This window comes from Enterococcus sp. DIV0712, assembly GCF_050554855.1.
Lineage (GTDB): Bacteria > Bacillota > Bacilli > Lactobacillales > Enterococcaceae > Enterococcus > Enterococcus faecalis.
Genome location: NZ_CP187333.1, coordinates 2,410,509 through 2,423,123, shown reverse-complemented (window position 1 = coordinate 2,423,123; position 12,615 = coordinate 2,410,509). Strand labels below are relative to the sequence as shown.

At 39.2% G+C, this 12,615-nt stretch carries 10 protein-coding genes; 8 read left to right on the top strand and 2 right to left on the bottom strand.

Going from position 1 to position 12,615, the window contains the following annotated elements:
- The first annotated feature begins 116 nt into the window (after positions 1-116).
- On the top strand, positions 117-1,778 hold the full coding sequence (locus IGL42_RS11615; RefSeq protein ID WP_162499930.1) for a SulP family inorganic anion transporter: 1,662 nt from the start codon (positions 117-119) through the stop codon (positions 1,776-1,778).
- 165 nt (positions 1,779-1,943) lie between these two features.
- Here IGL42_RS11615 and IGL42_RS11610 read toward each other — a convergent pair whose 3' ends face one another.
- Positions 1,944-2,636 (bottom strand): hypothetical protein, encoded by a 693-nt coding sequence (locus IGL42_RS11610; protein WP_010710913.1) that lies wholly within the window; start codon positions 2,634-2,636, stop codon positions 1,944-1,946.
- A gap of 192 nt (positions 2,637-2,828) precedes the next feature.
- Between IGL42_RS11610 and sylA the strand changes: the two genes are divergently transcribed.
- The 6 genes from sylA to allE all read left to right on the top strand — a co-directional run bounded on the left by sylA (position 2,829) and on the right by allE (position 9,479).
- Positions 2,829-3,281, top strand: a complete 453-nt coding sequence (gene sylA / locus IGL42_RS11605; protein ID WP_002381132.1) for a transcriptional regulator SylA — start codon at positions 2,829-2,831, stop codon at positions 3,279-3,281.
- 18 nt (positions 3,282-3,299) lie between these two features.
- Entirely contained in the window at positions 3,300-3,812 is a 513-nt protein-coding gene (locus IGL42_RS11600; protein ID WP_002384774.1) for a GNAT family N-acetyltransferase, read from the top strand.
- 593 nt (positions 3,813-4,405) lie between these two features.
- A complete protein-coding gene (gene allW, locus IGL42_RS11595) occupies positions 4,406-5,902 on the top strand; it encodes an allantoin permease (RefSeq protein WP_010710914.1) in 1,497 nt (498 codons plus the stop codon).
- Entirely contained in the window at positions 5,903-7,267 is a 1,365-nt protein-coding gene (gene allB, locus IGL42_RS11590; protein ID WP_002371696.1) for an allantoinase AllB, read from the top strand.
- A 181-nt stretch (positions 7,268-7,448) separates the two neighbouring features.
- Positions 7,449-8,672 (top strand): allantoate deiminase, encoded by a 1,224-nt coding sequence (allC, locus tag IGL42_RS11585; protein ID WP_002383320.1) that lies wholly within the window; start codon positions 7,449-7,451, stop codon positions 8,670-8,672.
- A gap of 21 nt (positions 8,673-8,693) precedes the next feature.
- Positions 8,694-9,479: a (S)-ureidoglycine aminohydrolase gene (allE, locus tag IGL42_RS11580; RefSeq protein WP_002384779.1), complete on the top strand. Its 786-nt coding sequence runs from the start codon at positions 8,694-8,696 to the stop codon at positions 9,477-9,479.
- 117 nt (positions 9,480-9,596) lie between these two features.
- Here allE and IGL42_RS11575 read toward each other — a convergent pair whose 3' ends face one another.
- A complete protein-coding gene (locus tag IGL42_RS11575; RefSeq protein WP_010710916.1) occupies positions 9,597-11,222 on the bottom strand; it encodes a PucR family transcriptional regulator in 1,626 nt (541 codons plus the stop codon).
- 170 nt (positions 11,223-11,392) lie between these two features.
- Between IGL42_RS11575 and IGL42_RS11570 the strand changes: the two genes are divergently transcribed.
- On the top strand, positions 11,393-12,601 hold the full coding sequence (locus IGL42_RS11570; protein WP_002355061.1) for a pyridoxal-phosphate-dependent aminotransferase family protein: 1,209 nt from the start codon (positions 11,393-11,395) through the stop codon (positions 12,599-12,601).
- Positions 12,602-12,615 lie beyond the last annotated feature (14 nt).

The window sequence follows — 12,615 nt, the reverse complement described above, 5'->3', positions numbered from 1 at the left end:
CTCTAGGAAACAGTGGTGGCTAAATTCCTAAAATATTAGACAATTTTGTCTAAATGAGGTGAAAAAAATTTTTTAGCGATTTCCTTCACAAAACACCTTATTATCTTTCCGAAAATATGATATCTTTAGAATGGAAATTTCATGAAAAGAGGATGCGAATGTTTAAAAAGTACACACAAATGATAAGGGATGAATTTAAAGGGTATGATCAAAAAAAATTGAAAAAAGATTTCTTGGCAGGTTTGACTGTCGCAGCCGTCGCGTTGCCGTTAGCGTTAGCGTTTGGGGTCTCTAGCGGCGCGACTGCAGCAGCTGGCATGATCACGGCGATTATCGCTGGAATTGTGATTGGGAGCCTTTCGGGTGGGTTTTATCAAATTTCAGGACCAACAGGTGCGATGGCAGCTATTTTAATGTCAATTGCGGCAGTGCATGGCATGCAAGGGATTTTGTTGGCCACCTTTTTGGCGGGAATTTTCTTGCTTTTGGCAGGGATTTTGCGTTTAGGGAGCTTGACTTCTTTTATTCCGTCACCGGTCATTACCGGGTTTACTTCAGGAATTGCTATTATTATTGCGTTGGGGCAGCTTGATAATTTCTTTGGGGTTCGTTCAGAAGGCCACAATTTAATTGAGAAAATCAGCAGTTATCGTTCATTGGGCTTTGATTTAAGTATACCAACGACGGTTATGTCGATTTTAGTGGTGCTTGGATTAGTATTCTTTCCGAAAAAGTGGAATGCGATGATACCAGCTTCATTGGTGATGATTATTTTAGCTACGTTAGCAACAGTGGTTTTTCAACTGCCAGTGGCCACTGTAGGGAAAATTCCGACAAGTATTTTTAGTGATACACGTTTGGAACTTGGTTCGCTTCAATTAAGTGCGTTTCAGGATATTTTGGTGCCTTCGATTAGCATTGCTATGTTAGGTATGATTGAAAGTTTGCTTTGTGGCGCTTCGGCTGGTCGCATGACAGGGAAACCATTAGACAGTAATCAGGAACTAGTGGCACAAGGAATTGGCAACTTAATTTTGCCATTTTTCGGTGGCGTACCTGCAACGGCAGCGATTGCCCGCACGAGCGTAGTGATTAAATCTGGTGCGCAAACACGTTTAGCGGGTATTTTTCATGCAGTCTTTTTATTGTTATCGATGTTGCTTTTATCGCCAGTCATGTCTAAAATTCCCATGCCTGCGTTAGCTGGTGTTTTAGTGGTGACAGCGTGGCGAATGAATGAATGGTCGGTGATTAAAGAATTCTTCCAGAAACGTTTCCACACAGCCTTATGTTTATTCTTCTTAACGATGGTAGCGACCGTTATTTTTGACTTGAGTTTAGCGATTGTTTTAGGGGTCTTAGCGGGTTGCCTGTTTTTCATTGCGAAAAGTGCCGTGATTACGATTAATGTCGAGGAAGTTGATTGGTCAAGAATGGGGCTAGTACCGACCGATTGTACGGAAAATTGGGTGGTGATTTATTTGAGTGGCCCGTTATTTTTCATGTCTTCTGAACGATTGAAACAAACGTTACTGCAATTGGAAACAAAAAGTGGTGTAGTATTTTCAATGCGAGGAGTTCCTAGCATTGATAGTACGGCGTTAGATATTTTAGAAGAATTTTGTCTTGCAGCAGAAGGTCGTGGACAACAAGTTCAATTTGCCGCTCTGCAACCAGAAGTTGAAAAAATGATTCGAACCATTCAAGGAAATCAAGAGAAAGAATACCATTTCTCAGTCGCAGAATTTTTACAAACGGTGCATGTTGCAGAACCATAATTCATTTTCAAATGAAATGTTCTATTTTCTATCGCGGGCTTAATGGGTGAAGAAATAAGAAAAATAAGTGGGGACTAAAACGAGTTTCTAGAGGAGTTCCTAAAAAATAATAAAGAGAAAACTTCTCAGTATGAAGTTTTCTCTTTATTATTTTTTTTTGGTTATTTATTGAATTACTTCTAACATAACGTCTTTTTGATCATCCGTAACATTGCCTGCGTAGTTAGGAGTGATTAAAGATATCGAACCATTTTTATTGTTGAATAAGTATAAAGTGCCCGATCTATTTTGTTCATCGTTTGAAGAAATATTAGTTCCTAAAATTAATTCTGTATTTACTTTAACGGTGCGAATACTGTTATCGGCCGCTGAAAATATTCTAATCTCTTTTGTAGGAATTGTATTTATAGATAGCTCATATTTATTAATGGCTTCTTTCACTTGACCATTTTCAGCCCCAAACAATTTAGTTCGGAAGGTAGCAGTTGGTGTTGAATTTAAGTTCTCTAACGTAATTGAAGTTGGCACATTCATTCCTTTAAAATTAAATACGAGTGGATTGTTTAAACTACTAAGATCGACAGCATAAGGTGTTGCTTCTAAAGAATTTGTTTCTTCGACATTTGTAGATACTTCATTTTTAGACTTTGCCGAAGCCTGAGTGGTACTGGCACTTTCTGAAGTTTCTTTTAGTTTATTATTAGAGCTTGTTTCTGTGCTAGAACTGTAATGATTAGTACTGCTTTTCATTGATGTTGTATGATTGGTAGAATTTTCTTGTTCTTTAGGTTCATTCGCTTTTTGAGAACTACAACCTGTTAAAAAAATAACTAAAATAACACAAACTAATTTTTTCATACTATTCCTCCTATAGACGCTATAACTAATTTTATCTTACTTGTTAATATAACAAAAGAAATAATTATTTTATTTTTACGAATGCTCAAATTGTTTAAATCTGTAGTTTTTATACTTATTTTTGTTGCATTTGCAACAAAAATAAGTTAAAGTAATGACAATCATAAAATATTAGCGAAAGGAAGTGTCCTAGTGACAGATATTTTAAGAGAAATTGGCATGATTGCGCGGGCCTTAGATTCAATCAGTAATATCGAATTTAAGGAATTATCTTTAACACGAGGACAATATCTTTATTTGGTCAGGGTCTGTGAAAATCCTGGGATTATCCAAGAAAAGATCGCCGAACTGATTAAAGTTGATCGAACCACAGCGGCGCGGGCGATTAAGCGTTTGGAAGAACAAGGCTTTATTTATCGTCAAGAAGATGCAAGCAACAAAAAAATTAAGCGGATTTATGCCACAGAAAAAGGGAAAAACGTTTATCCAATCATTGTGCGCGAAAATCAACACTCGAATCAAGTTGCTTTGCAAGGTATGTCAGAAGTGGAAATTTCACAATTGGCAGATTACTTAGTCCGGATGCGTAAAAATGTCAGCGAAGATTGGGAATTTGTCAAAAAAGGGAACACTCGAAATTATTAAGGAAAGGACGACTGATTGATGGGAGAAATAAAACAATTAACAATAGAAGATGCACCAGCGTTACAAGAAATCAGCATTGAAACTTATACAGATACTTTCGGACCATATAATACCCCAGAAAATATGCAAGCCTATTTAGTAGAAGCCTACAATTTAGAAAAATTACAAAAGGAATTGGCTAATCCCCACTCTGACTTTTATTTTATCTTTGTCGATAATCAATTAGCTGGCTACATGAAATTAAATCGTGAGACGGCACAAACGGAACCGATGGGGCCAGAAAAGCTCGAGGTTGAGCGATTGTATATTTTGCCTGCGTTTAAAGGAAAGAAGCTGGGGACACAATTGTTAGAACTGGCAGAAGAAAAAGCTCGTGAATTTGGTAAAAAAGCACTGTGGCTAGGTGTCTGGGAACACAATGATGCGGCGCGGGCATTTTATAAAACGATTGGCTACCGCTATTACAGTCAACATTCGTTTTTTATGGGAGACGATGAACAGACGGATTTTATTTTGTTAAAGGAATTATAGCAAGGAAACCTAGAAACAAAGATTTCTGATTTTATCAGAAATCTTTGTTTATTTTTTTGATTAAAATTAAGCATTTTTTTATTTTCAAAATGTTATTTTTAAAAACGTAAAAATTGAAAAAGAAGATTTTGAATCTGTGAAAAGTTGTCGATCTTGTGAGAAAACTCTTTTGTCAGTGTCTTTTTTCAGGATGGCTCTCTTCCTGAAAATCCACTTCAGTTTATCTGTTTCGTGTGTTTTTGATTAAAAAATGTTGTGTTGGATTTCATTTAACTGTATAATTTATTTATGTCATTTTTAATAATAAGCGTATTTTAGCATTTGAAAAGAGAAGTTGTACATAATATGTGAATAAAAAGATTTGTTTCTTATTTTCTAGAGTGAGAGGGCGATATAAAAAAGGTTGCTATTTTTTCGTTCAAAGTGAACAAAGAATCGTTTGTTATTTAGTTGGGGTAACTAATGATTCTTGTTATAAAAAGCGCTTACAATTCGTGTGATGAGAGCAGTACGCATGTTTGTGCAAAAGTGACAAAAAAGAGAAGGCAGGGTGTTTTAATAGAAAAAATTTTTAATAAAAAGGAGAGTTTGTCGTGGAGAAAAATGTGTCTCAAGTAACAGCTCAAGAAGAAACAGCGCTGAAAGCACGTGGCTACAATGAGGATTTGTTGCCAAGTAGCCCGAAACAACGGACAATGGGCGCGCGCAATTTTTTTACATTATGGATGGGTTCGATTCATAATATCCCGAATTATGCAGCAGTGGGCGGCTTTATTTTCTTAGGTTTATCGCCGCTGCAAGTTATGTTGGCAGTTGTGTTAAGCTCATTCATTGTAGCAGCCTTCATGAATTTGAATGGCGTGGCTGGCTCTAAATATGGGATTCCTTTTGCGATGCACTTACAGTCTACTTACGGAAGTCTCGGAGCAAAACTGCCAGGGTTCTTAAGAGGTTGTGTGGCCGCGATTGCTTGGTTTGGTCTGCAAACATTTACAGGATCGCTCGCTTTATTAATTATTCTCGGGAAATTTTGGCCGAACTTTTTACAAATTGGTGGGTCATTCCAGTTTTTTGGTCTCAGGCTACCTGAATTAATGGCGTTTACTCTTTTCTGGCTCTTAAATGTGGCAATAGGTTTCGGTGGTAGCAAAATTTTGAACCGGTTTACCGCCATTTTAAGTCCATTGATTTATGTCGTTATTATTGGATTAACGATTTGGGCCATTCGAGCTGGGGGCGGTTTAACACCAATTTTGTCCTATCAAGTTTCTGGTGCGATTCGTTCAGTCAATCCACTGGTGGCGTATCTGATTATTTTTAACTCGGTTGTGGCCGTTTGGTCAGCGCCTGGCGCGAGTGTAGCGGATTTTACTAAGAATGCGCGCTCGACACGTGCTCAGGTTGTGGGGCAAACAGCAGGTTTAGTTGTTGGTTATGGGATTTTCGCTTTTTCCAGTGTGGTTATTCTGTTAGGTGGTTCGCTGTATTTTGGGATTCAAGAATGGAATATTTTAAACATTATTGATCGTTTAGATAATGTGGCAGTGGTGGTCTTAGCCATGTCGGTTTTCTTATTAACGACTATTTCAACGAATGCAACAGGGAACATCATTCCGGCAGGTTATCAATTGGCGGCGCTATTTCCTAAAAAAATGACGTATAAAAAAGGCGTCATGATTGCCAGTGTTATCAGCTTTCTCATTATGCCTTGGAAACTGATGGAAAACGCCGATAGTATTTTTATTTTTCTGAACGCAATTGGGGCTGTTTTAGGACCAGTCGCTGGCGTGATGATTGCGAATTATTATTTTGTTCAAAAGCAACAAATAGATTTAAATGCTTTATATGTAGATAAACGCAAAAAAGAGGAAGCCAATCCTTTTTACGGATTAAACAAGCCGGCGTATGTCGCTACTATTCTGGCGTTGGTTCTTTCCTTAAGTGGTCAATTTATTCCACAGGTTAAAATCATTGCTGATATTTCGTGGTTTGTGGGCTTTGCCACAGGTTTTGTGCTGTACTTAGTGTTAAAAAAATGGACTTGGGATTCAAAAAAAGTGAAAGAAACAGCTTATCAGGAGGGAAAATAAATGCAAGCAGAGTTAGTGATTAAAAACGGGTTAGTTATTTTAGAAACTGGAGAAGTCATTACGGATGTCGCCGTTCAAGGAGGAAAAATCGTAGCGATCGGGCAAGACTTGTCGGGAGAACGTGTGATTGATGCGACGGGTTTGGTCGTTAGTCCTGGGATGGTGGATGCTCATGTTCATATTACCGATCCTGGTGGTGGTTACCGCGATGAATGGGAAGGGTATGTCACAGGAACGGCCGCTTGTGCCAAAGGGGGCGTGACGACCTTTATGGAAATGCCTTTAAATCAGATTCCAGCAACCGTGGATAAGACCTCTCTTGAGATCAAATACAAGGCAGGAGAAAATAAACTAAAAGTAGATGTAGGGTCATTTGGCGGCGTGGTCCCGACCAACTTGGCTGGTGGGATTCAGGAACTTGATGAAGGAGGCGTTTCCGGCTATAAATGCTTTTTAGGAACGTGCGGCGATCGTTCAATTGAAGGAGATTTTCAAAATGTCGACGATTATTCGCTATATGAAGGAATGAAACAAGTCGCCAAAACTGGCAAAGTGCTAGCAATCCATGCAGAAAATGCGCCAATTACGGATAAATTAGGCGCGTTAGCTTATCAAAATGGCGAAACGACTTTAGCGGCATATGTAGCTACACGTCCTGTGTTTACCGAAGTTGAAGCGATTCAAAAAGCCATTTTATTTGCCAAAGAAACAGGTTGTCGGATTCATATTTGCCATGTGGCTTGTCAAGAAGGCGTGGAAGAAGTTTTAAAAGCCCAAGCAGAAGGGATAGATGTGACTTGTGAAACATGTACGCATTATTTATATTTTACCACGGATGAACTTGATGCCATTGGTCCAGTTGTCAAATGTTCGCCGCCGATTCGTGACGCGGACCAACAAGCCGCCTTATGGAACCACGTGCAAACAGGCGGCATCGCGTTTGTAACCTCTGACCATTCACCTTGTACGCCAGACTTAAAAGATACAACCAATGCTTTTGAAGCTTGGGGCGGCATTTCTGGTGTTCAAAATAACGTCGATGTGTTATTCGATGAAGCCGTCCAAAAACGTGGTTTATCCTTGAAACAATTCGCGGATATGATTGCAGCAAACCCAGCTGACCGTTATCACTTAGCACAAAAGGGCCGCATCAGCATTGGTAAGGATGCCGATTTTGTACTAATTAAACCTAATGCGCCGTATATCTTAAAAGCAGAAGATTTAGAATATCGAAATAAAATTAGTCCTTACATTGGTCGTGAAATTGGGGCCCAAGTGATTCAAACAATTTTAAGAGGCGAAACAATTTACGCACAAGAAACTGGGGTAACCGAGGCGTTTAACGGCGTATTTATCAAAAATTAAACACCTATTTTAGAAATGAAAAAGGACAGAAGCGTGATTGAATTAGCGCCTCTGTCCACGAGTTAGAGGATGTTCGTTGGTTGTTTTGCACAAAAAAAGGCTTAATTTTGTTTGATAAGTACAATGAAGATGACTAGGGAAACGTTTACAATCAGAGTGTAATCAGTCAGGAGGTTTTGTGATGGACTTGGAAAAAGTTTTAAAACAAAGAATCGAAGAGTTGTCAGCAATTGGGAGTGATCCTGCAGGAGGGATGACACGCTTACTTTATACAGATTCGTGGTTGGCAGCACAAAAGTATGTGCAAAGTCAAACTGAGGCGTTTGGACTGGAAACGCAATTTGACGAAGTCGGGAATCTGTTTTGTCGAGTGGCAGGAACGGAATTTCCTCAGGAAACGATTTTAACTGGGTCACATATCGACACAGTAGTTAATGGTGGGACCTTAGATGGTCAATATGGTGTTATTGCTTCCATGACAGCTGTTCAATATTTATTAGACAAATATGGGAAACCACGGCGTTCTTTAGAAGTGCTTTCCATGGCTGAAGAAGAAGGGAGTCGTTTTCCAACGGTTTTCTGGGGAAGCAAAAATGTCGTTGGTGAAGCCAAACGTGAAGAAGTAGTCGATATCTCTGACAACGAAGGCAAAAAGTTTGTTGATGAGATGCATCGCCAAGGCTTTGATTTTCGGCAGGAGCAAACAAGACGTGAGGACATTGAAGCATTTGTCGAAATTCATATTGAACAAGGCAATATTTTAGAGAACGAAAAGCTCCAAGTCGGTGTTGTTCATAGTATTGTAGGGCAACGTCGCTATACGGTTAACTTAAAAGGGCAAGCCAATCATGCAGGCACTACGCCAATGAGTTACCGTCATGATGCGGTGTACGGCTTTGCTAAAATTTGTGCAGAAGCCATTGATCGTGCGAACGAAATTGGGGATCCGTTAGTTTTAACATTCGGCAAAGTCATTCCGAAACCCAATACAGTCAACGTGGTGCCTGGAGAAGTGGAATTTACAATTGACTGCCGTCATACCGACGCTGCTTTTTTACGACATTTTACAGGTGAATTAGAAGAACGGATGAAGACAATTGCTCAAGAATTAGGCTTAACGATTGCGATTGACCGCTGGATGGATGAAGCCCCTGTACCGATGAATCAAGCAATTGTAGAAGTTATTGAACAAAAAGCCAAAGAAGGCAAGTATCAGTATCGTATGATGCATAGTGGCGCTGGGCATGATTCGCAAATTATTGCGCCTCATTACCCGACAGCGATGATATTTGTGCCAAGTATTGGTGGGATTAGTCATAATCCTGCAGAAGCAACGGCATTTCCAGATTTGGTTGAAGGTGTCAAGCTTTTAGCAGATACCTTATATGAATTAGCGTATAAATAAGATAGAAAAGGAAGAATTGTGATGGGTTATAAAAATAATCGAGTTGGTTACCAAAAAGAATTGTTAACATCAAGAGCTGTGATAAAAAAAGACAATTACGCCATTATTCCCCATGATGGTTTGGTGCAAAATGCAGTACCTGGTTTTGAAAATGTCGATATTTCCATTTTGGGATCGCCTAAATTAGGTGCGACATTTGTGGATTACATTGCTACGTTTCATAAAAATGGTCAACAAACAACTGGTTTTGGTGGCGACGGGATTCAAACGTTGGTTTATGTCATTGACGGTCGTTTGCGTGTTTCAGATGGTCAAGAAACTCATGAACTTGAAGCAGGGGGCTACGCCTACTTTACGCCTGAAATGAAAATGTATTTAGCGAATGCACAGGAAGCGGACACGGAAGTTTTCTTATATAAAAAACGCTATCAGCCGTTGGCAGGCCATCAACCTTATAAAGTGGTTGGGTCAATTCATGACCAACAACCAGAAGAATATGAAGGAATGACAGACGTTTTACTATGGAGTTTATTGCCGAAAGAGTTTGACTTTGATATGAATATGCATATCTTATCTTTTGAACCAGGTGCTAGTCATGCCTATATTGAAACGCATGTCCAAGAGCATGGCGCGTATTTAATTAGTGGCCAAGGGATGTACAATTTGGACAACGAATGGTATCCAGTGGAAAAAGGGGACTATATTTTCATGAGTGCCTATGTGCCACAAGCAGCCTATGCGGTTGGCCGTGAAGAACCGCTAATGTACGTTTATTCCAAAGATGCCAATCGTGAACCAGAATTATAAAGAAAAGCCGAATGTAAAGTAATGACCTCGGAACAATAGGATTTGAACACGCAGTGGTGAACGGTAGAGTCCTTCTTCTTGGTAGACGTTACTTTTATTCGGCTATTTTCCTGTTAATTATTTTCCTGAAAGTTCTAGCGCTACCCGTAAGAGTAAACTCGTCTCAGGCTCTTGGATAGAGGTGCCTAATAATTTTTCACATTGATTCATGCGATATTTAATGGTGTTTCTGTGTAGGTAAAGAGCGTTGGCCGTTTTAGTAATTTCGCAATTGAAATCTAAAAAAACTTTCAAGGTTTTTCGTAATTCTTGTAACGTCGGTTCCGTCGGATAGGCCAACTCTTTCAATTGTTGCTGGCAAAAGTATTCAACATCTTCAGTGCCAATCTTTTCAAAAAGTCCAGCTAGGCCTTTGGGATGGAACAATTGCACAGTCGCTGGTTTTTGAGCGTGTAAAGAAGCCTCTAATGTCGAGGAAGCTTCAATATAAGAATTAGGCAAATCTTCTAGGTTTTCATAAGCATTGCCTAAAGCAAAGCGAATGGTAATAGGCAAAGCCTGTTGCAAACGTTCAGCGAGGTTTTGCAAAATCATCAAATGGTCATTTTTTTTAGATTGAAAAATCAAGATACTTTTATTTTGATTTTTTAATTTAAACAAGGCGACATCTGGCAGGATTTCCGGCAATTGTTCTTTGAGCCATTGGAAAATTAGTTGCCCTTCCGCTTGCTGATAACGAATATGGGTTTCATTTTCTGGTTTAGTCACGCCGTAGACAATCGCTAATTGATAATAATCACTGTTGATTAAACGATAATTTTTCCAAAGTTCCAACCAATTTTGATGTTTACTCAGCGCTTCTTGATGTGTATCAAGCAAGCGGTCCAAAAAGTCTGTTTTGAGATGCTCAAAAGATTCAGCAATTTTCTGGTTTTTAAATAACATAAAAGTCAAAACTAAAATGGCCTGATCAATGGCAAATTCAGAAATAGGATAAGGAATCTGTTCAGGAGATAAGACCAATAGATAATAGGGAAAATAATCGTTCACACGAATTGGAAAGCCAGCTACTTGAATGTTTTCTTGTCGCTCATCCTGTAAACGAAAGATTTTCTTTTCTTGTGCCAATTGTTGAAAGTGGTCTTTTGATAATTGTTCGATGAAAAACTCCGCCGATTTTTGATTGCCATAAAAATAATTCGAGTGGGCAATCACCTGTTGCCAAGGACTTAATAAAATAATTGGCGCATTTAAAATTTTCGCAAATTCAGCGATGAAGCGCGTAGCATCAACATCTTGCATTAATAATGTTGAAAAACGCTTTTGTATGTCAAATGCTACAGACATCTGTTCGGTTTTGCTATCACGAAGATAGCCTACAATTTCATGCAACAACCCGCCTAGTGGCTGTGTGCTAGGAATTTTAATCAGGGGCAAATCAACGGCACTGGCATAGGCAACAATTTCTGGTGAAATTTCGTCAAGGAACCGCCCAACTTTGATTCCTAAAGCCGTACACTCTGCTTGTTTTAGCGAGTCAATAAAAGGTTTCAATTTTTCTTGATCATCTTTATAAATCATTGCCGTTGTTAAAATCATGACATTTTTAGGGATAAAATCAGCCACATCAGGTGTTTCCGTGATTTCTACACTTTCCAAGGGCTGTGTTAAGTTTGAGTGAGACGATAATAATTGTAAGTCAGAAAATCTTGGTAAAGCCAAGACCTCAGCTAATATTTTCATCACAACAACCTCCTTTTTTATAGTATATCGAAGAATAAAAAGGAGTACAAAAGATAGTTATTGAATATGTCTAAAAAACAAAGTCAAAATAGTGCAAATTGAACAATGAATTTCTGGGTTTTTCCAAAGATAATAAAAGAGAAGAATTAAAAATGAAGTGAGGGATTACTATGTATCAACAACCAAATTTTGTACGGCGAACAATCATGACGCCGGGACCAGTCGAAGCCCATCCATCGGTACTTCGTCAAATGGGTCAACCAATTTTAGGGCAATTTGATCCAGAATTTCTACAAATTATGGATGAAGTTCGGGAAATGATTAAAGTACCTTTTGCCACAAAGAATCAACAAGCCTTTGCCATTGATGGCACGTCACGTTCAGGCTTGGAAGCGGGGTTATTTGCGTTGATTGAGCCAGGCGACAAAGTGCTTGTGCCTGCGTATGGCCGGTTTGCTTATTTATTAGGTGAAATTTGCGAACGCGCCCGGGCCGAAGTCATTTATTTAGAAAAGGACTGGCTCGCACCGTTTGAACAAACAACGGTGATTGAAGCGATTAAAGAACATCAACCAAAAATTGTTGCGATGGTCCATGGCGAAACGGCGAATGCACAAATGCAACCACTGGATCAAATTGGCGCCTTTTGTCGGGAAAATGAAATTTTCTTCGTAGTAGATATGGTGGCGACTTACGGCGGTGTTGAAACAAAGGTCGATGATTGGAAGATTGATATTGCGGTAGCAGGCACTCAAAAATGTGTCAGCGTACCTTCAGGCCTTTCTTTAATTACCTACAACCAACGTGTAGCCGATTATCTGGCGGGCCGTTACCAAAAAGAGTTAGGGCTTGGCGCGGATGCGCGGAATGAACGGTTCATTCAAAGTAACTACTTGGATTTATCGCAATTAGAAAAATATTGGGGACCAGAGCGCTTAAATCATCATACAGAAGCGACTACAATGATTTATGGGCTACATGAAGGGCTGCGCTTGTTACTTCAAGAAGGCATGGAAAATGTCTACGCACGCCATCGGAAAAACGATCGTATTTTAGTTGAAAGTCTGCAAAAAATGGGCTTAGAAATTTTCGGGAAGTTAGACACAAAAACACCAACAGTCATTCCTGTGGTCATTCCAGAAGGAATTGATGGTGAAAAAGTGCGAAGCTTATTACTGGATCATTTTAAAGTTGAAATTGCCTCTTCCTTCGGTGATTTAAAAGGAAAAATTTGGCGGGTCGGTAATATGGGTTACAGCAGTCGGGAAGACAATGTGTTGCATTTCTTAAGTGCCTTTGAGACTGTATTGAAACACCAAGGTTATCAATTTGAAGGCGGTAGCGGTAGTACTCATGCATTGGCTGAGTATTTAAACTAAAAAAGAAGGTAGGA

Coding starts and splice junctions, on each gene's coding strand:
- IGL42_RS11610 (WP_010710913.1), bottom strand. CDS start 2,636: ATGAAAAAATTAGTTTGTGTTATTTTAGTTATTTTTTTAACAGGTTGT.
- allB (WP_002371696.1), top strand. CDS start 5,903: ATGCAAGCAGAGTTAGTGATTAAAAACGGGTTAGTTATTTTAGAAACT.
- allC (WP_002383320.1), top strand. CDS start 7,449: ATGGACTTGGAAAAAGTTTTAAAACAAAGAATCGAAGAGTTGTCAGCA.
- IGL42_RS11600 (WP_002384774.1), top strand. CDS start 3,300: ATGGGAGAAATAAAACAATTAACAATAGAAGATGCACCAGCGTTACAA.
- IGL42_RS11615 (WP_162499930.1), top strand. CDS start 117: ATGATATCTTTAGAATGGAAATTTCATGAAAAGAGGATGCGAATGTTT.
- allE (WP_002384779.1), top strand. CDS start 8,694: ATGGGTTATAAAAATAATCGAGTTGGTTACCAAAAAGAATTGTTAACA.
- IGL42_RS11575 (WP_010710916.1), bottom strand. CDS start 11,222: ATGAAAATATTAGCTGAGGTCTTGGCTTTACCAAGATTTTCTGACTTA.
- IGL42_RS11570 (WP_002355061.1), top strand. CDS start 11,393: ATGTATCAACAACCAAATTTTGTACGGCGAACAATCATGACGCCGGGA.